Genomic DNA, 19,813 nt, shown 5'->3' on the forward strand with positions numbered 1-19,813 from the left:
CGTCCCTGTCGTCGTACGGCTCCCTCGCGTCCCGGGGTTCACCGGCGGCACCGCTCACCGGCACTCCTTCGTCCACCGATGTCCCCTGGCCCGCTGCCTGCCGCTCGCTGCCCCGGCCGGTGCTCACTCGCGCTCCCGGGCCAGGTAGTCGGCCAGGCTGAGGGTCGTGCCGGGTCGTTCGGCGGGGCGGGTGCCCGGCCGGGGACCGGTGCGGGCGGGTGGCTGGGCGGCCGTCACCTCGAGCCGGCCGATCTGTACCCGCACGACCTGCTCGGGCGCCCGGCCGGCGCGGCGCCCGGCGGACTGCCGTACCGCCGTGCGGGCCGCCGTCGTGTCCGCCGCGCCGGGGCGCGCCGCCGTGGGCACGACGGCGGTGGGGGCGGCGCCCGTCCCCAGGGGGGCGGGGGCGGATGCCGCGGTCCGGTCCGCGTCCGTCTCCGGGTCCGGTCGTCCGGTGCCGCGCGCGGTGGTGCGGGGCGCCGGGCGGGGTCCGGCCGTCAGGGGGCCGGCGGGGCGCAGCAGCCGCGCCTCGGGCCAGGCGGCCGCGGTCGCCTTGCCCGGCTCGTTTTCGGTGAGGGCCGGTTCGGTGCGGACGACGGTCCGTTGGTGTTCCGTGTGGTGGTGGATCTCGGTGGCGGGCCGGGGGCCGTCGCGCTCGGGCGCGGCCGAGGGGGTGGTGGCCGGCCAGGTGCTGTCCGCGGGGTCCGGCTCCGGGGTGCGGGGCCGGACGGCCTCGACGCGTTCGAACGGGCCGGGCAGCCGCGGCCGTACCCGGACCGTGTCCGGTGCGGTGGCGGTGTGCCGGGCGATCAGCCGGTCGAGGAAGTCGGGCGCCCCGGTGGGGTCGGTCACGGAGGAGTCAGACATCCGCACACAGCTCCAGGTAGTAACGGCGGCGCAGCGGGCTCAGGGCCAGGATCTCCGGCTCGCTCCAGCCGTAGGCGGTGGCCAGCAGATGGACGTCGAGGAGCGTGTCCCTCGCCCAGGAGTCGAGTTCGGTCCACAGGTAGGAGGCGATGTCGAGTTCGGCCCGGGTGGTGGTGGCGCACTCGGGGCAGCCGACGTTGAGCGTGATGTCGGCGCCGGGGTCGGCGGCCTCGACGGCCTCGGCGATGCGCCGCTGCACCGGTGGCGGGAGGGAGCCGGCGGTGCGGGGCGCCCCGTCGTGGGCCGCCGAGACCAGGCAGCGTGCGAGCAGCGCGGTGCGCGGGTCGGCGGCGCGGGCGGCGGCCGCGAGATCGGCCGCGGCGGGCAGCCGGAAGGCGATGTCCCAGCCGTCCTCCGTCAGCCGCACGACCTGCCGCGCGGGCCGGTCCAGGGACCGGGCGAACTCCCCGGCGTCCAGTTCGAATTCCATGTCCGCGCCGCAGGCTCGGCAGTCCAGCCGCACCTGCATCCGTTCACCGAACAGGGCGCGGCGCAGGGCGAGCAGGTCGCCCTCGCGCTCGCCGAGCGGTACGGCGGGCAGCGCCGTGGCGTCGAGGTCCGGGCGTGCCGTGCCGTGCAGCAGCAGGGCGCGCCCGGCGGGCGCCTCGGTGAGCCCCGCCTCCCAGGTGGCCAGCAGCGCGGCCGCTCCGGTGTCCGCCATCCGATCCCCCCGCATCCTCTCGTCTCACCGCGCCTTGCGTCAGGCCGGGTTGAGGAAGGAGGGTTCCTCGGGTTCGGGCACCTCGTAGTCCCGTTCCCAGCCCTCGCATTCGAGTTTCAGCGACTGGATGGCCACCGCGTTGGCGTTGGCGTCGAGTTCGCCGAGGACCTGGTACTCGCTGGGCCAGGTCCGGTACAGCTTGTGCGAGACGGCGACCTGTCCGGCCTCGTTGAGGACCTGGATGACGATGTCCTTGCGGAAGTCGGCCAGGGAGACCTCCGAGCCGAGGCCCGCGCCGACCTGCCAGACCTTGTTGGCCCAGCGGTCGAACTCGGGGTCGTGGGTGACACCCCGCTCCAGGGTGATGCCGTCGAACTCGGAGCGTCCCGGCGATTTGCGCGGGGAGCTGGGGTCGCCGCCGTGACGGTGCTTGACGACCTCGGTGGTGCGCTTGAGCGGGCTGATCTTGCTGATGCCGGCGACCGTACGACCGTCCCACAGGACCAGGAACTTGAAGTTCTTGTAGGGGTCGAAACGATGGGCGTTGACGGTGAACTCTGCCATCGGATTCCTTCGGCTCTCCGGAATTCCCGCGGGACTACAGCTCGAACTGGCCGGACGTCTGCTGGATCTTCACGATCACGAACTCGGCGGGGCGGACCGGTGCGATGCCGACCAGGACGTTCACGACGCCGTTCGCGACGTCCTCGTCGGTGGTGGTGTCGCTGTCGCACTTGACGAAGTAGGCCTCGCGCGGGGTGCCGCCCTTGAACGCGCCCTGCCGGAAGAGGGTGTGCAGGTACGAGGAGGCGGCGAGCCGGATCTGCTGCCACAGGTTCTCGTCGTTGGGCTCGAACACCACCCATTGCAGGCCGCGTTGGAGGCTCTCCTCGACGTGCAGGGCGAGCCGTCGTACGGGCACGTACTTCCACTCGCCGTCCAGCGCGTCGGTGCCCTCCAGAGTGCGGGCGCCCCAGACGGTCGGGCCGGTCAGCGGGAACGTGCGCAGGCAGTTGACGCCGAGCGGGTTGAGCAGCCCGGTCTCCCGGTCGGTGAGGTCGACGGTGAGGGAGTGCACGCCCGCCAGCCGTGCCTCGGTGCCGGCCGGGGCCTTCCACACGCCGCGCTCGGCGTCGGTGCGCGCGATGACGCCAGCGATCGCGCCGGAGGGCGGGAAGGCGCGCAGCCGTCCGGTGAGCGGGTCGGTGAGCTGGAGGTGCGGGAAGTACAGGGCGGCGTGGCTGCCGCGGACCGCGTCGAAGGCGGCGGCCCCGGCGCGTGCCGTGTCGGCGCCGCCCCAGGTGGAGGGGGCGTCGACCAGCAGGAAGATCCGCCGCTCGGCGCACAGTCGCTGGGCGGCCGAGACGACGGTGAGGATGTCCTCGGTCTTCTCGTACGCGGCGAGTTCGGGCAGCACGAGGAGGTTGACGTCGGCCACCTGGCGGAGCGCCTGGATGCCGGTCTTGGCGGCCTCGGAGCCGATCAGGTCGCCCGGGCCGGGCGCCTTGCCGTCCTCACCGCCGGTCAGTGGGAAGACGGGCGGGTTGACGGATGCCTCCAGGCCGAGGTCGTTGGCGCATTCGCCGACGAAGCGGACGACGTCCTCGGGGTCGGTGGAGCCGGCGACGACCTGGAGGCGGCGGCCGAGGACGGTGACCTCGGTGCCGGCGAAGGCGTGCTTGCCGGGAGCGTCGGGCAGGGCGCGCAGCTTGCGTTCGAGCAGCAGCGCCAGCTCGGCGACGGAGCACGGCGCCTCGCCGTCGCAGTCGGGATCGTAGAGGGTGAACTCGCGCTGCACCTCGCCGATCTTGACGGTCAGGTCGACGGCGAGGTCGGGCAGGCGGTGGCCGAACGGCTTGGAGACGGTGCCGGAGGGGTCGGGGCGGCCCTCGCCGACCGCGTGGACGCGGATCAGCCGGGAGCCGGCGTTGACGACGGTGGGGGCGTGGCGGCCGCTGGCCGGGTCCATGGACAGGCCGGTGAAGCTCTCGCGGGCCTGGCCCCGGGCGTCGTGTACGCGCAGGTTGAAGGTGTCGTCGGGGTGGGGGGTGTCGTGGTCGACGGCCAGGCGCAGGCCGTTTCCCCATGCGCCGGGCTCCTTGGCGTGCACCTCCAGGACGTCGCTGTCGCTGTGTCCCTCGGTGGACTTCAGGGTGACGCGGGCGGCCTTTCCGCTGCGGGCCTTGGCGACACGGACGACGACGGCGACGGTGCCGCCGTTGCCGAAGAACTGGTGGACCGCGTAGCCGACCGCACTGCGCGCGCTGAGGCCGCCGAAGCGGCGCTCGTATTCCGCGAAGCTGGTGACGCGCACCGGCTCGTTGAGCGGACCGCGCCGGGTGTGGCCGACGAACGCGGTCACCGACGTGGTCAGGGTCGAGATGGTGCGGGTGCTGCTGGGAAGCTCTTCGACGTAGACGCCGGGATAGGTCGGTTTGGCGGCGCTCACCGAGCTCATCGGCTTTCCCCCTCCTGCCCCTGTCTCGGGCACCGGGCAATGGCACCAAGAGGCAGGCGGCAAAGAGACAGGTTCCGTTCCGGCGCGGCGGACGACCTCACGTAACCGGCCGGTCAACGCTGGGCGTGCACACGCATTCGATTTCCCCCGCCAGTTCCCCGTCGGCGGCCGGCCGGCCGGGGAAAGCAACGCTTGTGACTCCTGATGCTCGTAGACGAATCAACCTTGGGGCACGCACAGTTCGGGCATCAAGGCGCGTTCCGGCCACCCCAAAGGAAAGTTTCGTGAACGTAAACACCCGGTATTCTCGCACTACGCCCGCATGTCATCGACAACAGGCTCGAAGGATCTTCACAGACAATGCCGCGGGGATATGAAGATCATATTCCGGCGTGCTTCCAACCGTGTGCGGAAAGATCCTTGATTCCGCCACGCGCGCATTCTGTGGTGGCGGGTTCCGATGTTTCCAGCGGCGCGGACGAAAGGTCCGCCGAGCCGGGGCACGGGCGCCGGGGGCCGGGGCCGCGGTGCGGGAGGTCGGCGAGGCGGCCGGTGCCGGCCGCCCGCGTGCCCGCTACGCCTCCCCACGGATCACCGGCGACCCGGATCCCGGCGCCCGGCGGCTGCGTGACAGAGGAGATCAACGCCCGCCAGGCTGATAGAGGCGGGTCGCGGTCTCCCTCTCGTAGGACATTCCCGGAGGCATTCTGATGAGTTCGAGCTGCATTCCCCAGGGAGAAAGGAAATACACCCAGCTGTCGCCTCTGGTCGACCCGGCCTCCAGGGGCTGCGGCTCGCCCAGTATCCGCACACCGGGCTGAGCCCGCAGATAGGCCACCGCCTCGTCCATGTCCTCGACGTGGAAGGCCAGATGGTGGCCGCCCCAGTCGCTGTTGCGCGGCATCTCCCTTCGCTGGTCGGGGGCGGAGTACTGGAAGAGCTCCAGGTTGGTCACCGGGCCGAGCCTGAGCATGGCCAGGTCCATCGCCGCCTTCCGGTCGACGCCGAGGTATCTCTCCATCCAGTCGCTGTCCGGGAATTCCACCGGCCCCAGACGGTAGGCGAGTTCCGCGCCGAGCACGTCGACGAAGAACGCGACGGCCTGGTCCAGGTCTGGAACGGTGTAGGCGACGTGGTGGACGCCTGACGATCCGGGAATTCCTCGGGTCTTGCCGTACACGGTTTCCTCCGTTGTGCGGTCCGGCCGGCGGGTGGCCGTCGAAGAGGGGGCGGGTGGGTGTGGTCAGGCCAGCGCGGAGAACTCCGCGGGGTGCCGGTAGCGGTCGCCCCACAGGCGGGTCGCGGAGGGAGCCGGTACGTCGATGTGCTCGTCCGCGGTCGCGGCCGTGGCGAAGCGGAGGCTGACGTCGAGGATGTGCAGGGAGAACTCCGCGCCGAGCGGCGGCCGGTCTCCCGTCAGCACCGCCCGGGCGAGGTCGGCGATGCCCGCGCCGACCGTCAGGTCGTGCGCCTCGTCGTCGTATCCGTGCTCCAGCGGGGGCAGGACGAAGGGGAGCCGCTCGGGCTCGGCCAGGTACCCGGTGTCCCTGCCGGTCGTCCGCACCCGGCGGCGCAGCGTGACCGGGCTCGACGCCTGCCACACGTCGTCGACGGACAGTACGCCCTCGTCGCCCACGACGAGCAGGGACTTGTCGGCGGGTGCCGCCCAGCCGATCGTGAGGCGGCACACGGTCCCGTCGGCGAAGCGCAGCGCGCCGAACGAGGTCTCGGGCGCCACGTCGGCGACGACGCCCTCCCACTGGTCCGCGAAGGGAGTGACGGTGTGGCCGGACATGCGCACCACGGGGCCGAACATGGCGGTCAGCCAGGTGAGGAGGTAACCGGCGTGTTCCAGCACGCAGCCGTTGGCGACCTCCTCACGGTACGGCCAGGGGACCCCGCGCTTGCTGCGCCAGTCGCGGTAGGCCATGAACGCGAGCGGTCCCATGTCGAGGGAGGCGTAGGCGAGCCGCGGTGTGCCCACCACTCCGTCGTGGACGGCCCGGACGAGGGTCTGCGCCGACCGGCTGAACACCGTGGCCGGCGCGCTGCACAGCAGAAGCCCGCGCTGCGCGGCGAGCGACGCGAGTTCCCTCGCTTCCGCCATGTTCGTGGTCATGGGCTTCTCGCAGTACACGTGCTTCCCGGCCGACAGGGCGGCCCGGTTCACCGTGTAGTGCCGGGCGGTCGGGGTGAGGTTCACGACGATCCGCACCTCGGGATCGGCGAGCACCTCCTCCATGCTGCCGAATAACCGCCCGCCGTACTCCGCGACGAAAGTTTTCGCTCGCTCCTCTTCGGGGTCATAAGCGCCTATGAGGCTGATTTCCGGATAGTTGGGCAGCGTGGGGCCGTAGAAGTCGGCGGCATAACCGCAACCGAGGAAGGCCACGCCTACCCGCTTGCCCCCGCCCATGGAAGTGGGCATTGCTCCTCCGTGTTCCTTGAAATGACTGCGGAGAGTCCCTGTAGAGGACATGCGAGAGACAGCCAACACGTACTCCGTTCGCCAACTCAAGGATCGAAAGAGTTTCGGCTGATTCCGCGCTTCCGGCCAAAAACGCAGCAGTTCGCGGCCGTTTACGGGGTGTTTACAGAAATTCGCTTGCACGAGCCACGGGATCATGCATTCATTGACGCCGCCCGGCCTTGTTTTCCGGGATCCCTCCCCCGGCCGCTCCGCGCGCCGGATGAATCAGACAGGAAAGGCAGTGACAGTGCCCCTCACCGGAACGGGAACGCCCCTACGCACCTCGACCGCCGTGGTCGTGGTGGTCGCGCTGGCGCTGGCGCTGTTCTCCCTGAGTACCGTGGAGACGCTGCCGGTCGGTCTGCTTCCGCTGATCGCCGACGATCTGGGCGTGTCCAGAGCCTCGGCGGGCCGCCTGGTGACCGGATACGGGATCGTGGTGGCCGTCGCCTCGGTGCCGTTGACCCGCCTGGTCCGCCGCGTGCCGCGCCGTACGCTGCTCTGCGCGCTGCTGGCCTTGTTCGTCATGGCGAACCTCGTCTCCGCCGCGGCCCCGGGCTACTGGGTGCTGCTCGCCGCCCGCGTCACGGTGGCGCTCACCCACTCGGTGTTCTGGTCGGTCATCGCGTCGACCGCCACCGCCCTCTTCGCTCCGGAGGTGCGGGGCCGGGTGGTCGCCGGGCTCTTCTCCGGCCTGTCCCTGGCCTCCGTGGTGGGCGTCCCGGCCGGAACGTGGCTGGGCCAGCAGACCGGTTGGCGGATCCCGTTCGTGGTGATGAGCGGGTTCGGATTCCTCGCCCTGGTCGCGGTCGCCGTCCTCTTGCCGTCCGGGGCAGGCGAGGAGGGCAGCGGCGCGGCCGGCGCCGAACCCAGCCGCCGCCGGTTCCTGGTCCTGATGGCGGCGACGGCCCTGGTCATCTGTGGTGTCTTCACCGGGTACACGTACATCACCGTGTTCCTCACCGACGTGACCGGCCTCCCCCAGTCAGCCGTGGCGCCCCTGCTCCTGGGCTCGGGCATCGCCGGGATCGCGGGCACCGCCCTGGCGGGTGCGCGTGTGGACCGCCGCCCTCGCGGCACCATGGCGCTGGCCGTGGCCCTGCTGACGGCGACCATGTTCGGGCTGTGCCTGCTGGGCGACCGGTCCGTCGCCGCCGTCTGCCTGGTCGCGCTGCTCGGATTCGCCATGTCCGCCATGACGACCGCGCTGCAGAGCAGGATCCTTCACGTGGCCCCCGGAAGCACCGAGATCGCCTCGGCCGTCGGCTCGTCGGTGTTCAACGTCGGCATCGCCTGCGGCTCCCTCGTCGGCGGCCTGCTGCTGCCCACCGGTCTCGGGGTGCGGGGCGCGGTGCTCGTCGGCGGTGTGCTCGCGGTCGGCGGCCTGGCCGTCCTGCTGTCCGAGTCATGGGTGGTGAGCCAGGGGGAACGACGGGCCGCCGTCCGCGGCGGAGTGCCGGACCTGCCGGCGTAGCCGCCGGCGAGCCCCTCGTCAGCGGTTCGGTGCCGCCGGGCGGTCACCCTGCCCGGCGGCACCGGGGCACGATCGGGCAGGCGGGTGACAGCCGGAGTGGCGTCACGATGTCAGCGTGACGTGCCGGGTCGTGTCGGTCGTGTCCACACACTCCTGGTACGGGTTCGGGTCGCCCTGCTGTTCCTGGCAGCGCCACACGGTGCCGTCCGAGGACACCACGGTGACCGCTCCGCCCTCCCGCAGCCCGGCCTTGGTGTAGGCCCCCGCCACCCGCAGGGCGGCTCCGCAGTCCCCGGCGCTGCCGGCCGACACCGCCAGACCCGTGGTCCCGTCCGTTCCGCAGACGACGCGCGGCGCCTCTGGACCCCCGGCCCTGGCGAAGGCCACCGTCGGGGCCGAAAGCCCCAGCACGCCCAGGCTCACCAGTGTCACTGTCCCCGCTGTTCCCATTCGGCTCATACGAGTTCCCATGATTTCGGTAGTGATCCGCACGACGCTGCGACCGGTCCAGCAGTGGGCCGTGGAACCCACGGTCAAGGACCGGGCACGGACTACGATGATCCCGCCCGTCGAACATCGCCACTCGAACACCCATATGGCCTACAGCTGGTGTCAGGCCGCCGAAGACGATCCCGCGGTGCTTGACGGCGGAGGCGTTCCGCAGCGGCTCGGCCGTACGCCCCGGACGGGGGTCGCACGGCCGAGGGGGAGGCCGGCGCGGCTCAGGAGGCCACCGACACATACTCCTGGCGCTCCAGCGGCACCCCGGGGAAGGCCTCCTCGATGAAGCCGCTGCCGAGCTTGTCCTGGACGGGTGAGCCGCGGCGGGCGCCGCTGGTGCCGTCCTGGAAGGCCTCGTTGACCACGTCCCAGGCGTAGATCTTGCCCTTGTAGTGCTGCATGACCTGGGTGATGTGGTTGTTCATGGCCGTGCGCAGATCGGAGGCGCCCAGGCCGGAGACGTGCGGGCGTAGGCGGATTCGCCGAGGTGGTTCGCCGCGACGGCGGTGCCGAAGTAGCGGCCCTTGGCGGCCTCGGCGGAGCCGAGCGTGTCGTCCGCGGCGGTGGCGGTGTGCGACAGGGCCGTGACCATCGCCGCGGCGAGCAGCGCGGTGGTGACCGCCCCACCCGCCCGCCGGGGCGGTGATGTAGACATGAGCATGCCATCTCCGCCCAACCGAAAGTTTCGTTGCCCTGATCGAATGTGACGGGCACATTACGAACCGAATCAGCGGTGGTCAACGGTCCGGGACGACTCTTCGGCGAGTTGGTTGAAGATCGACCCGTGTGGACCGGAAGGGGAGTTGCACTTCGGCGGGAGTGGTTGACGCCGCCCTCCCGGGCCCCTAGCGTGACGCGGCACGTTCCCGAAAGACGTCCGAATGTTTCGATACGGGAGCCGACGACATGATCCGAAAAAGGCCGAGACTACGGCCACTGCTGACAGCCGTGCTGGCGGTCCTGGCGCCGCTGCTGGCCATGCTGACCCTGTCCGCGCCGACCGCCCACGCGGCCTCCCTGACGGAGGTCACGGGCTTCGGCGCCAACCCGAGCAACCTGCGCATGTACGTCTACCGCCCGGACAGCGCGCCGGCCCGCCCCGCGGTCCTGGTGGCCGTGCACTACTGCACCGGTTCCGGTCCGGCCTTCTACTCCGGCACCGAGTTCGCCTCGCTGGCCGACCGGTACGGCTTCGTCGTGATCTACCCCTCGGTGACCCGCAGCGGCGGCTGCTTCGACGTCTCCTCGCCGCAGGCGCTCAAGCGCGGCGGCGGCAGCGACCCGGTCGGCATCGTGTCGATGGTCACCTACGCCGAACAGCACTACGGCGCCGACCCGAACCGCGTCTACGTCACCGGCGCCTCGTCGGGCGCGATGATGACCAACGTCCTGCTCGGCGACTACCCCGACGTCTTCAAGGCCGGAGCCGCCTTCTCCGGCGTGCCCTTCGGCTGCTTCGCCACGACCGACGGCTCCGGCTGGAACAGCGCCTGCGCCAACGGAACCGTCACCAAGACCGCCCAGCAGTGGGGCGACCTGGTCCGGGGCGCCTACCCGGGGTACAGCGGACCCCGGCCCCGGATGCAGCTGTGGCACGGCACCGAGGACACCACGCTGCGCTATCCGAACTTCGGCGAAGAGATCAAGCAGTGGACCAATGTCCTCGGCGTGAGCCAGACGCCCGCGTCCACCGACCACCCGCAGTCCAACTGGACCCGCACCCGCTACGGCGGCACCGGCACCCAGGCCCCCGTCGAGGCCATCAGCATCCAGGGCGTCGGGCACACCCTGCCGGCCGCGGGCATGGCCGCACGCGCCATCTCCTTCTTCGGACTGGACTCCGGGACCACCCAGCCGCCGACCGAGCCGCCCACCCCGCCGGCCGGCGCCTGCAAGGTGACGTACTCGACCAGCACGTGGAACTCCGGGCTGACGGCCGCGATCACCGTGACCAACACCGGCACCGAGCCGGTCGACGGTTGGGCTCTGACGTTCGCCCTGCCGGCCGGACAGGCCATCACCTCCGGCTGGAACGCCCAGTTCTCGCCTTCCAGCGGCACCGTGACCGCGCGGAACGCCGCCTACAACGCCTCCCTGGCCCCGGGCGCCTCGACCACCCTCGGCTTCCAGGCCACGCACACCGGCGACACCTCCGCCCCGGCGTTCTTCAGCCTCAACGGAGCGTCCTGCAAAACGAGTTGACCGACCGACACGGCCGGAGCGGCGGGTGACGCGCCTGTTCGTCGCCCGCCGCATACCCGGACCGTCCTCCTGTCAGGGGAGCGGTCCGGGCTCCATCAGGTGTGTACCGAGCGTGCGTCCGTGTTCCCCGCCTCAGCCGTCCGCGCCGCGCAGCACCGTGTCGAACCCGGCCGGCACCGGCTCCGACACGGCGTGGCAGACCTCGGTCCCGGCGGTGTCGTACGGCAGGGGGACGGTCATGAGGGTGTCCAGCGCCGCGCGGGCGGCCTGGAGATCGGCCACCGCCCGGTCGATGCGCTCGCGCTCCCGCTGAAGCCCGGAAAGCGTGCCGGAGCAGGCCGGTACCAGCATCTGACCGTCGTCCACCATGCACGGCAACAGGGCGGCGATCGTTCGCGTGGAAAGGCCGGCCCCCAGCAGCGTACGGATGTTGTGCACCGTACGGACGTCGTCCTCCTGGTATTCGCGGTATCCGCTGGGACGGCGTACGGGGTGCAGCAGTCCCTGTTCCTCGTAGTAGCGCAGAAGGCGCACGCTGACGTCGGTCCGGCGGGACAGCTCTCCGATGCGCATGTGTCGCTCACCACACAGTTTCGGTTTGACTCTCACATCAATGTCAGACCCCAACCTAGTCGGCATGACGACACAGCACTCAACTGGACCGCAGCACAAGCCCGTTACCTTGCTGGGACTCGGCCCCATGGGCAAGGCTCTGGCCGATACCCTGCTGGAGAAGGGCCACCCGCTCACCGTCTGGAACCGCAGCCCCGAGAAGGCGGACGGCCTCGTGGCCAGGGGCGCCCGGCGCGCGCGGACGGTGGCCGAGGCGGTCACCGCGAGCCCGCTCACCCTCGTGTGTCTCACCGACTACGACACGATGCACAAGGTCCTGGAGCCGGCCGCCGAGGCGCTCGCCGGCCGCGCCGTGGTCAACCTCAACTCCGGTACGCCCGCCGAGGCGCGAGCGGCCGTCCAGTGGTCGGAGGACCGAGGCGTGGACTATCTCGACGGTGCCATCATGGTGCCGCCGCCGATGGTGGGGCAGCCGGGCGCGGTGTTCCTCTACAGCGGTTCGCAGGCTGTCTACGAGCAGCACTCGGAGGCGCTGACGAGCCTCGGCGACCCGCGCTACCTGGGAGACGACCCCGGTCTGGCGGTGCTCTACAACACCGCCCTGCTCGACATGATGTACTCCACCCTGAACGGCTGGCTGCACGCCACCGCCCTGGTCGGCTCGGCGAACGTACCGGCCCGGGAATTCGCGGAGCTGGCGCTCGGCTGGTTCATGCCGGTCGTGGTCGACTACGCGGCCCTGGCCCGCCTGGCACCCGACCTGGACGCCGGCCACTATCCGGGGACCCTGTCCACGCTGGTGATGAACCTCAACGCGCTGGACCACATCACCCGCACCAGCGAGGAGCAGGGCGTCCACTCCGGCCACCCGCGGCTGATGAAGGAGATCGCCGAGCGCGCCATCGCGGAGGGCCACGGCGGGGAAAGCTATCTGGCCGTCCACGAGCTGTTCAAGAAGGCGACGCTGTCGAAGGAGGAGACCTCGACCCCACTCCCCTGATGCTCGTGCCGCCGTCGCGGTGGGCGGGGCCTGACCTGCGCGGAGGCGCCGTCAGCAGGGTGCTCTCCTCGTGGTCACCGCCGTGTCCACCGGGCCGGTCACCCGTCACACCATCAGGCCACCTGCGCGCGACCGGCCTCCGCGGGCACCGCAATCACTCGTAGAGTCGGCCCAGTTGGCGGGAAGGAGAGGCACGATGTTCCACGACATGACCGAACTGGCGCGTATCGCCCGTGTGTTGGAGGAGGCGCACGCTCTGCTGGAGGGCGAGCACAAACGTCTGGAGCGGCAGTACGGACCGACACCGTACGACGCCGTCGCGGGCAGCCCCGCGCAGACGCTGCGCGGCATCTCGGATCTTTCCGGGGCCATGGCCACGGCGCTCAAGCAGTTCGCCCTGGCCGTCGGTTACTCCGTCCTCGGCCTGGACGAGCGGGCCGACCGCATGCTCAGGGTGGCCCGGATGAAGCCCGTGTCCTTCCCGTCCGGCGCGGACCGCATGGCGCGTCCGCTCGGCGAGGACACCGTACGGGCCATGGAGCTGGTCCGGGACCTCGGCTTCTTTCCCGTGGAGACCGCGATCGCGACCGACGTGGCCCTCGCGGCCCCGCAGGCGACGTATCCGCCGGCCGACTGGAACGCGTACGAACGCGAGCGGCGCGACCGGTCCGAACGGCAGTGACCGTCCGCCCCGGCCGGCGGCCACGCCCACTCCTGAGCCCTGGTGTGGAAGGCGGGAGGGAGACCGCTTGAGCCGGGTGGCCGGACCGAGTGGGCGTCACCGGGTTCCGGTGGGATCAGCGGGGCTCCAACGGGTCGGCCCGGCCGAGCAGTTCCGCGAGCGGGACGCCGGTCCGCGCGGCGATGACACGGCGGGCGCGCACCTGGGCGCGGGTACGGGGGCGGAACTTCGGGTCCCGTCCGCAACCGCACGGCTCGAAGCCCTCGTAACGCAGTCCGGCGCCCAGGACCACCGCGACGACCGACCATGCCTTCCGATCGCTGCGGCGGGGTGCCGCGAAGTCATGGCCGGCGCACAGCAGCGGCGCGGCGCAGCGCGGGCACGTGTGTCCGGCGTCGCGGGGATGCCGTTTGAAACCGATCCGGCACGACACGCACGCGTAGTGCAGCTTGTAGTGGACGAAGGCGTAGGTGCACATGGACACACCGTAGCGGCGACTTCGTCCGGAGGCGCGGGACTCAGTGGCGCGTCCGCCTCGGTCAGGCGGCCGTCTTGCGTTGCCGCCTGATGGGTTCTCCCACCCGGTGCAGGTGGGTCAGGGCCTCGCGGTACGAGTGGATCAGACCGGTCTCGTGGTACGGCACACCGATCTCCGCGCAGTACGCGCGCACGATGACCTGGGCGCGGCGCAGATGCGGGGTGGGCATGCCCGGGAACAGGTGGTGCTCGATCTGGTAGTTGAGCCCGCCGAGCAGCACATCGGTGAGCCGGCCACCGCGGACGTTGCGGGAGGTGAGGACCTGGCGGCGCAGGAAGTCGGGCCGCTCGTCGCCGCTGAATGTGGGCATGCCCTTGTGGTTCGGGGCGAAGGTGCAGCCGAGGTAGACACCGAAGAGGCACTGGTGCACGGCGAGGAACGCGACCGCCTTGCCGGGCGGGAGGACCAGGAACAGCGCCGAGAGGTAGGCGGTGATGTGCAGCAGGAGCAGTCCCGCCTCCAGCGCGCGGTGCTTCATGGACGGAGAGCGCAGCGCCCGTACGCTCGCGACGTGCAGGTTGAAGCCCTCCAGCGTCAGCAGCGGGAAGAACAGCCATGCCTGGTGGCCGCCGATGAGACGGGCCAGGCCCCGGCTGTGGCGTGCCTGGGCGGTGGACCACACCAGGATGTCGGGGGCGACGTCCGGGTCCAGTTCCTCGTGGTTGGGGTTGGCATGGTGGCGGGTGTGCTTGTTCATCCACCAGCCGTAGCTCATGCCGATCCCCAGGTTGCCGAAGAGCCGGCCCCATGTCCGGCTCGGCCGGTCGCGCCGGAACACCTGACGGTGCGCCAGGTCGTGTGCTGCCAGGGCGATCTGGCCGTACATGAGGGCGAGGAAGGCGGCTACCGCGAGCTGCCACCAACTGTCACCCAGCGCGAGGAAGGCGCCCCAGCCCGCCGCCGTCAGCGCGACGACCAGTCCGAGCCGTGCCGCGTAGTAGCCGGGGCGGCGCCGCATCAGTCCCGCCTCGGTGATACGGCGGGACAGCCGGGCGAAGTCGCTTCCGGCTCCGGGGACAGGGGAAGGCTCGGCGGGGGCCGTGATCAGGGCCGCGGCCTGCGGGGAAAACGTCATGCCACCGAGTCTCGGCGTGCCCGTCCCCACGCGACAGCCAGCCAGGTACCGTTTCGGGCCGGGGGATTTCCCCAGGGCAACAGGGGTGGTTCCACCCCTTCACCCCTCCTGACCTGCGCCTCTCGAGGACAGCGTGCCGAGCCGGTCGCCCACCGGGGGGGGCTGTCAGGAACGCTGCTCGAGGTATTCCTCGACGCCCGGCGCCCGGTGCGCGTCCTCGACGCCGACCGTTCCGCCGAGCGCCTTCGTGTCCGGCTTGAGGACGTACGTCGACAGGCTGGCCGGTCGGGACGGGTCGGAGAAGTTCTGCGGGGTGCCGAGCCCGGTGTCCAGGTGCGTCTGCGAACGGTGCGCCTTGATCACCTCGGCGCGGGTCAGGCTGCCGGCCCCGCACGCCTTCTTCAGGTCCTCGCCCATGAGCCGGGCCGCGTTGTAGCCGGAGAGCACACCGGAATCCACGGAGGAGTCCGGGTACTTCTTCTTGTAGGCGGCGACCATCGCCTTGACGCCGGGCAGGTCGGAGTTCACGCTCGGGGCGGCGCTGACGATGCTGAGCATCGCGACCAGGGCGGGCGCCGCCTGGGTCTTCAGCAGTTGCGGGGCGTAGCCCGGGGCGTTGGTGACCACCGGGATCTTCAGCCCGCTCGCGGCGGCGACGCCCACGAGGGAGGCGGTCTGGGCGGGTCCGGCGCTGATCAGCACTGCCTTGACGCCGGCCTTGGCGAGCGCGGCGACCTGCGCGGACAGGTCGGTGTCGGTCGCCTGGATCCGCCGGCCGACGACCGTGAGCCCGGCCTGCTCCGCCGCCCAGGTGGAGCCTTCCAGCGCGTTGTCGCCGTAGTCCCCCTCGAAGTAGACGTGGCCGATCTTGTCGCCCTTCCTGATGCCTTTGGTGCGGGTGAGGTAGTCGACGGCGGCGAGTGTGTCGACGTCGTACGTGGTGCCGAGGACCTGCACGGCGTCCTTGCCGAGCAGGGAGGCGGACCATGCCTGCGGGAAGGTGAGCATCTGGTCCCGCTCGATGTCCTCGAGGAGGGCGGCGACCACCGAGGAGCCGATGACCTGGGGCAGCGCGGCGACGTCGGAGGCGATGTCGGCGTAGGCGGTGACGGCCTTCTGGACGTCGTAGCCGTGGTCCTTGACCACGATCTCGATCTTCCGATGGCAGATTCCTCCCCGGGCGTTGACCTGGTCGGCCCACAGCTGCTGCGCCTGCACGTTGCTCTTGCCGAGGGTGGCGTAGGGGCCCGTCAGGTCGGTGAGGGCGCCGAGTCTGATGGTGTCGGCGGTGACGCCCGGCCCGGTGCGCACACCGTCGGCTCTCGTGTCGCCACCGTCGCCGCTCTTCGCCTTGGAGCTGCAGCCGGTGGCCGCGACGAGCACGGCCAGGGACAGGGCGAGGGCGGCCCGGGTGGTGCGGTTCCTGGTGTTCACGGGGTGGGCTCCTTGACTCGTACAGCGGTCGTGGCGGAAGTGGGGTCCTCGGCCGGGCGGCGCCGGATCCGGATCCGGGCGCGCAGCCGGTGCGGCAGTCCGCTCAGACCGTCGGGGGCGAAGATCAGGATGAGGACGATGGCAGCGCCGTAGAGGTAGCGGGAGGCCTCGGTGGGACCGAGGGCGTCACCGGCCGAGCCGGGCGTGGCGACGAACGGGAGCCGGTCGGCGTACCGGGTCATCAGCAGGGGCAGCGCGGTGACGAAGACCGCGCCGGCGGTGGCGCCGGCCACCGAGCCGAGGCCTCCGATGACGATCATCGCGAGGTAGTCGACGGACAGGGCGAGCCCGAAGTAGTCCGGGACGACCCTGCGGAAGGCAAGCGCCAGCAGGACACCGGCCAGGCCCGCGTACATGGAGGAAAGGACGAACGCCCCGGCCCGGTAGCGGGCCACCGGTACGCCCATGACGGCGGCGGCGGTCTCGCTGTCGCGCAGCGCCTTCAGGGCGCGGCCGGCCCGGGAGCGCAGCAGGCCGCGCGCGGTGAACCAGGTGAACGCGAACAGGGCCAGGCACAGGTACCACAGGCGTTCTTCGGCGCCGAACGGTACGCCCAGGACGACGAGTTCCGGACCGCTCGCGTCGAACGTGAGGGGCCCCGCCGAAAGCGGCGGCACGGAGAGGCCGTTGAAGCCCCCGGTGACCGGCTCCGCGCTGACCAGGATGTGGTGGCCGAGGAAGACCAGGGCGAGCGTGGCCACTCCCAGGTAGACGCCGCGCACCCGGCCTGCGACGGGGCTGAACAGTCCGCCGGCCAGTCCGGCCAGCACGACCGCCGCGACCAGGGCGAGGGCGGTGGGCAGCCCGGCGCCCGGCTCCTCGCCGGCGAGCCAGGTGTAGCCGTACGCGCCGATCGCGAGGAAGAAGGAGTGGCCGAGGGAGAGTTGGCCGGCGGTGCCGGTGAGCAGGCCCAGGCCGACGGCGCCGGTCGCTGCCGCCATCGCGAACAGACCGATGCGCAGCCAGAACACGTCGAGGTAGAACGGCGGCGCGCACAGCAGCAGGGCCACCAGGAGGATCGCGAGGGCCCGCGGGGTACGGCGCGGGAGGAGATCAGACACGGACGGCACCCTTCCGGCCGAAGAGGCCGTGTGGCCGGACGATCAGCACGACGACCATCACCGCGTACGGCGCCACGTCGCCGAACCCGTCGCCGAGCACGTGCAGTTCGGACTGGTATCCGGCGGCGAACGCCTCGGTGAGCCCGATCAGGAGGCTGCCGGCGAGGGCGCCGACGGGTGAGGCGAGACCGCCGAGGATGGCGGCGGGGAACGCGGCCAGCGCGAGCTGTCCGGTGGTGCGCTCCAGGCCGGGGGCGGGGAACGCGGCGAGGAACACGGCGGCCGTCGCGGCCAGGGCCCCCGCGAGGCACCAGGCTCCGGTGCGCACCCGGGAGAGCCGGATGCCCATCAGGGCGGCCGCCTCGGCGTCCTCGGCGGCGGCGCGCAGGGACAACCCCCAGGCGGTGTACCGGAAGGCGGCGAAGACCGCGCCGATGACCAGGCAGGACACCACGATCGCGGCGAGCCGGCTGTCGGCGACGGTGACCGGGCCGATCCGGGTGACCGAGTCCGCCCAGGGGTCGCCGAGCGGCAGCAGGTCGCCGCCGATCCGGCGGGAGAGGTCGGTGAGCAGCAGTACGTCCACGCCGATGGTCACGATGGTCTGCGCCGGGGCGGCGTGCGAGCCGGCGCCGCCGCGTTGGAGCAGGAACCGGTCGACGGCTCCCGCGACGGACGCGGTGACCAGCACCGCCGCGGCCAGCGCGCCGGCGAAGCCGAGGTGGGCGTGCCAGACGGCGGTGAGGTAGCCGCCGAGCAGCAGCAGGGAGCCGTGGGCGAAGTTCAGCACGCCGGAGGCTTTGAAGATGACGACGAAGCCGAGCGCGACCAGGGCGTGGACGGCGCCCAGGGACAGGCCGTTGAGGAGGCTGGTGAGGAACGCGTTCACGCGATGTCCTCCCGGTCGCCCGCGGTGCCGAGGTAGGCGCGCAGCACCTCCGGGTGGGCGCGGACCTCGGCGGGGGTGCCGTGGGCGATGAGGCGGCCGAAGTCGAGCACGGTGACCTCGTCGGCGAGGCGCATGACCAGGCCCATGTCGTGTTCGACCAGCAGTACGGACAGTCCGAGCCGGGCACGGATCTCGGTGACGACCTCGGCGGTCCGGGCCCGCTCCCCCGCGTTCATGCCGGCCACCGGTTCGTCCAGGAGCAGCACCCTGGGCTCCAGGCAGAGCGCGCGGGCGAGTTCGACGCGCTTGCGGTCGCCGTACGGCAGCGACGCCACCGGCCGGTCGAAGTGGGCTCCGAGACCGGTGAGTTCGGCGATCTCCCGTACCTTCTCCCGGTGCTCGCGCTGCTCGCGCACGGCACGCGGCAGCCGCAGAGCCCCGGCGGCGAATCCGGCTCGGGTCAGCGCGTGGCGGCCGAGCATCAGGTTGTCGGCGACGGTGCCCTCGGTGGTCACGATGTTCTGGAAGGTGCGGGCCACCCCGAGGGCCGCGATGCGGTGCGGGGCGAGCCGGGTGAGGTCGGTGCCGCCGAGGCGGACGGTGCCGGAGGAGGGCCGGCAGAGCCCGGACAGGACGTTGAAGAAGGTGGATTTTCCGGCACCGTTGGGGCCGATGAGGGCGTGCACGGTGCCGGGGGCGACGGTGAGGGAGACCTCGTCGAGGGCGGTGAGGCCGGCGAAGCGGACGGTGACGTCGCGGACATGGAGGGGCGGAACGGTCTGGGCGGCCGGGGCGCCGTGGGTGACCGGCGGGGTGCGGGGTGCGAGCGGCGGAGTGCCTTCGGCCTCCGGCGGGACCCGTGGGGTGTTCACGCGGCCCCCTGTCCGGGTGCGTCGGTTTCCTCGCCCAGGTAGAGGCGGCGGACCGCGTCGGTGCCGGCGAGTTCTGCGGCCGGACCGGACAGTCGTACCTCGCCGACGTCGAGCACATGGGCGTGGCCGGCCAACGCCAGGGCCATCCCGGCGTTCTGCTCGACCAGCAGCACGCCGGTGCCCTGGCTGTTGATCTCCCGGATCACCTCGGTGATCCGCTCGACCATCAACGGGGCCAGTCCGAGGGAGGGTTCGTCGAGCAGGAGCAGGCGCGGGGCGGCCATGAGAGCCCGGCCCATGGCGAGCATCTGCTGCTCGCCGCCGGAGAGCAGCCCGGCGGCCTGCCGACGGCGTTCGGCCAGCCGGGGGAAGAGCGCGAACACCCTTTCCAGCGCCTGGCGTTGCCGGGCCGGCGAGCGCCGGGCGAGTCCCAGGCCGCCGCTGCGCAGGTTCTCGTCCACGGTGAGGCTCGCGAACACCCGCCTTCCCTCGGGCACTTGCACGACACCGGCGCGGACCGCCGCGACCGGGTCCCGTCCGTCCAGGGCGGTGTCCCCGTAGGTGATGCGGCCGGCGGTGACGGCACCCCGGTGCAGGCGCAGGGTGCCGGACACCGCGCGCAGCAAGGTGGACTTGCCGGCTCCGTTCGCACCGAGCAGGGCCACCACCTCGCCGGGCGGCACGGTCAGGGTGACGGCGCGCAGGGCGGACACGGCACGTCCGTAGGTCACGTCGAGGTGCTCCACGGTCAGGGCCGGCCGGTCGTCCAAGGGTGGTGCGGGCATCGCGGCTCCTCCGGTCCGTACCGGTGCGGCACGGGGGCTGGGGGCAAGGGCATGGGGGGCATACGACCACTGCGGGTGTGGGGCACTGCGGGCAGAGGACACTGCGGGTGTGGGGCACTCACGACAGCACATCCCGCGGCCGGCGGTACAG

At 71.7% G+C, this 19,813-nt stretch carries 19 protein-coding genes and 1 pseudogene; 4 read left to right on the forward strand and 16 right to left on the reverse strand.

Translation table 11 applies throughout. The features are described from left to right. Window positions 1–123 precede the first annotated feature (123 nt). The 6 genes from HB370_RS02295 to HB370_RS02320 form a co-directional block, all read right to left on the reverse strand. The gene (locus tag HB370_RS02295) at window positions 124–867 is read right to left on the reverse strand and encodes a hypothetical protein (protein ID WP_030776678.1); all 744 of its coding nucleotides are present in this window, start codon (window positions 865–867) and stop codon (window positions 124–126) included. Further along, window positions 860–1,588 carry a hypothetical protein gene (locus HB370_RS02300; protein WP_030776676.1) on the reverse strand — a complete coding sequence of 243 codons (729 nt, stop codon included), beginning with the start codon at window positions 1,586–1,588 and terminating at the stop codon, window positions 860–862. The genes HB370_RS02295 and HB370_RS02300 overlap by 8 nt, the downstream gene beginning before the upstream one ends. Window positions 1,589–1,627: 39 nt before the next feature. Next, complete coding sequence (locus tag HB370_RS02305; protein WP_030776674.1) at window positions 1,628–2,152, reverse strand: phage tail protein; 525 nt, start codon at window positions 2,150–2,152, stop codon at window positions 1,628–1,630. Between the two features lie 34 nt (window positions 2,153–2,186). Beyond that, window positions 2,187–4,046, reverse strand: a complete 1,860-nt coding sequence (locus HB370_RS02310; RefSeq protein ID WP_030776671.1) for a phage tail sheath subtilisin-like domain-containing protein — start codon at window positions 4,044–4,046, stop codon at window positions 2,187–2,189. A 640-nt stretch (window positions 4,047–4,686) separates the two neighbouring features. Next, entirely contained in the window at window positions 4,687–5,226 is a 540-nt protein-coding gene (locus tag HB370_RS02315) for a VOC family protein (protein ID WP_030776668.1), read from the reverse strand. Between the two features lie 63 nt (window positions 5,227–5,289). Next, window positions 5,290–6,474, reverse strand: a complete 1,185-nt coding sequence (locus tag HB370_RS02320; protein WP_037700269.1) for a Gfo/Idh/MocA family oxidoreductase — start codon at window positions 6,472–6,474, stop codon at window positions 5,290–5,292. Window positions 6,475–6,757: 283 nt separating this feature from the next. Between HB370_RS02320 and HB370_RS02325 the strand changes: the two genes are divergently transcribed. Next, on the forward strand, window positions 6,758–7,990 hold the full coding sequence (locus HB370_RS02325) for an MFS transporter (protein WP_157855536.1): 1,233 nt from the start codon (window positions 6,758–6,760) through the stop codon (window positions 7,988–7,990). 102 nt (window positions 7,991–8,092) lie between these two features. On the opposite strand, the gene HB370_RS02330 is transcribed toward HB370_RS02325, so the two are convergent. After that, the gene (locus tag HB370_RS02330; protein ID WP_167345721.1) at window positions 8,093–8,413 is read right to left on the reverse strand and encodes a hypothetical protein; all 321 of its coding nucleotides are present in this window, start codon (window positions 8,411–8,413) and stop codon (window positions 8,093–8,095) included. 347 nt (window positions 8,414–8,760) lie between these two features. Beyond that, a pseudogene (locus HB370_RS02335) lies at window positions 8,761–9,152 on the reverse strand (endo-1,4-beta-xylanase); the annotation flags it as partial. A 245-nt stretch (window positions 9,153–9,397) separates the two neighbouring features. On the opposite strand from HB370_RS02335, the gene HB370_RS02340 reads away from it, so the two are divergent. Then, window positions 9,398–10,693, forward strand: coding sequence for a PHB depolymerase family esterase (locus HB370_RS02340; protein ID WP_030776654.1), 1,296 nt, complete (start codon window positions 9,398–9,400; stop codon window positions 10,691–10,693). 132 nt (window positions 10,694–10,825) lie between these two features. Here HB370_RS02340 and HB370_RS02345 read toward each other — a convergent pair whose 3' ends face one another. Continuing rightward, on the reverse strand, window positions 10,826–11,266 hold the full coding sequence (locus HB370_RS02345; RefSeq protein WP_051815278.1) for a MerR family transcriptional regulator: 441 nt from the start codon (window positions 11,264–11,266) through the stop codon (window positions 10,826–10,828). A gap of 64 nt (window positions 11,267–11,330) precedes the next feature. On the opposite strand from HB370_RS02345, the gene HB370_RS02350 reads away from it, so the two are divergent. Beyond that, window positions 11,331–12,266 carry an NAD(P)-binding domain-containing protein gene (locus HB370_RS02350; protein ID WP_051815277.1) on the forward strand — a complete coding sequence of 312 codons (936 nt, stop codon included), beginning with the start codon at window positions 11,331–11,333 and terminating at the stop codon, window positions 12,264–12,266. Between the two features lie 196 nt (window positions 12,267–12,462). Then, on the forward strand, window positions 12,463–12,948 hold the full coding sequence (locus tag HB370_RS02355; RefSeq protein WP_030776645.1) for a hypothetical protein: 486 nt from the start codon (window positions 12,463–12,465) through the stop codon (window positions 12,946–12,948). A 115-nt stretch (window positions 12,949–13,063) separates the two neighbouring features. On the opposite strand, the gene HB370_RS02360 is transcribed toward HB370_RS02355, so the two are convergent. The 7 genes from HB370_RS02360 to HB370_RS02390 form a co-directional block, all read right to left on the reverse strand. Continuing rightward, window positions 13,064–13,426 carry a hypothetical protein gene (locus HB370_RS02360; protein ID WP_208974367.1) on the reverse strand — a complete coding sequence of 121 codons (363 nt, stop codon included), beginning with the start codon at window positions 13,424–13,426 and terminating at the stop codon, window positions 13,064–13,066. A 61-nt stretch (window positions 13,427–13,487) separates the two neighbouring features. After that, window positions 13,488–14,561 (reverse strand): acyl-CoA desaturase, encoded by a 1,074-nt coding sequence (locus HB370_RS02365; RefSeq protein WP_030776640.1) that lies wholly within the window; start codon window positions 14,559–14,561, stop codon window positions 13,488–13,490. Window positions 14,562–14,726: 165 nt separating this feature from the next. Beyond that, entirely contained in the window at window positions 14,727–15,995 is a 1,269-nt protein-coding gene (locus HB370_RS02370; RefSeq protein WP_030776637.1) for an ABC transporter substrate-binding protein, read from the reverse strand. Next, window positions 15,992–17,116 carry a branched-chain amino acid ABC transporter permease gene (locus HB370_RS02375; RefSeq protein ID WP_030776634.1) on the reverse strand — a complete coding sequence of 375 codons (1,125 nt, stop codon included), beginning with the start codon at window positions 17,114–17,116 and terminating at the stop codon, window positions 15,992–15,994. Before HB370_RS02375 ends, HB370_RS02370 begins: the two co-directional genes overlap by 4 nt. Continuing rightward, window positions 17,109–18,005 (reverse strand): branched-chain amino acid ABC transporter permease, encoded by an 897-nt coding sequence (locus HB370_RS02380; protein ID WP_030776632.1) that lies wholly within the window; start codon window positions 18,003–18,005, stop codon window positions 17,109–17,111. Before HB370_RS02380 ends, HB370_RS02375 begins: the two co-directional genes overlap by 8 nt. Beyond that, on the reverse strand, window positions 18,002–18,877 hold the full coding sequence (locus HB370_RS02385) for an ABC transporter ATP-binding protein (protein WP_078637331.1): 876 nt from the start codon (window positions 18,875–18,877) through the stop codon (window positions 18,002–18,004). The genes HB370_RS02380 and HB370_RS02385 overlap by 4 nt, the downstream gene beginning before the upstream one ends. After that, the gene (locus HB370_RS02390) at window positions 18,874–19,662 is read right to left on the reverse strand and encodes an ABC transporter ATP-binding protein (protein ID WP_030776628.1); all 789 of its coding nucleotides are present in this window, start codon (window positions 19,660–19,662) and stop codon (window positions 18,874–18,876) included. The genes HB370_RS02385 and HB370_RS02390 overlap by 4 nt, the downstream gene beginning before the upstream one ends. Between the last annotated feature and the right edge of the window lie 151 nt (window positions 19,663–19,813).

The organism is Streptomyces sp. DSM 40868 (assembly GCF_011820545.1).
Classification (GTDB): Bacteria; Actinomycetota; Actinomycetes; order Streptomycetales; family Streptomycetaceae; genus Streptomyces; species Streptomyces eurythermus.

What these genes read in the sequence shown, in the direction of transcription:
- HB370_RS02360 (WP_208974367.1), bottom strand. Translation starts at nt 13,426, where the DNA reads ATGTGCACCTACGCCTTCGTCCACTACAAGCTGCACTACGCGTGCGTG.
- HB370_RS02295 (WP_030776678.1), bottom strand. Translation starts at nt 867, where the DNA reads ATGTCTGACTCCTCCGTGACCGACCCCACCGGGGCGCCCGACTTCCTC.
- HB370_RS02345 (WP_051815278.1), bottom strand. Translation starts at nt 11,266, where the DNA reads ATGCGCATCGGAGAGCTGTCCCGCCGGACCGACGTCAGCGTGCGCCTT.
- HB370_RS02340 (WP_030776654.1), top strand. Translation starts at nt 9,398, where the DNA reads ATGATCCGAAAAAGGCCGAGACTACGGCCACTGCTGACAGCCGTGCTG.
- HB370_RS02310 (WP_030776671.1), bottom strand. Translation starts at nt 4,046, where the DNA reads ATGAGCTCGGTGAGCGCCGCCAAACCGACCTATCCCGGCGTCTACGTC.
- HB370_RS02305 (WP_030776674.1), bottom strand. Translation starts at nt 2,152, where the DNA reads ATGGCAGAGTTCACCGTCAACGCCCATCGTTTCGACCCCTACAAGAAC.
- HB370_RS02355 (WP_030776645.1), top strand. Translation starts at nt 12,463, where the DNA reads ATGTTCCACGACATGACCGAACTGGCGCGTATCGCCCGTGTGTTGGAG.
- HB370_RS02365 (WP_030776640.1), bottom strand. Translation starts at nt 14,561, where the DNA reads ATGACGTTTTCCCCGCAGGCCGCGGCCCTGATCACGGCCCCCGCCGAG.
- HB370_RS02320 (WP_037700269.1), bottom strand. Translation starts at nt 6,474, where the DNA reads ATGCCCACTTCCATGGGCGGGGGCAAGCGGGTAGGCGTGGCCTTCCTC.
- HB370_RS02300 (WP_030776676.1), bottom strand. Translation starts at nt 1,588, where the DNA reads ATGGCGGACACCGGAGCGGCCGCGCTGCTGGCCACCTGGGAGGCGGGG.
- HB370_RS02350 (WP_051815277.1), top strand. Translation starts at nt 11,331, where the DNA reads ATGACGACACAGCACTCAACTGGACCGCAGCACAAGCCCGTTACCTTG.
- HB370_RS02390 (WP_030776628.1), bottom strand. Translation starts at nt 19,662, where the DNA reads ATGCCCGCACCACCCTTGGACGACCGGCCGGCCCTGACCGTGGAGCAC.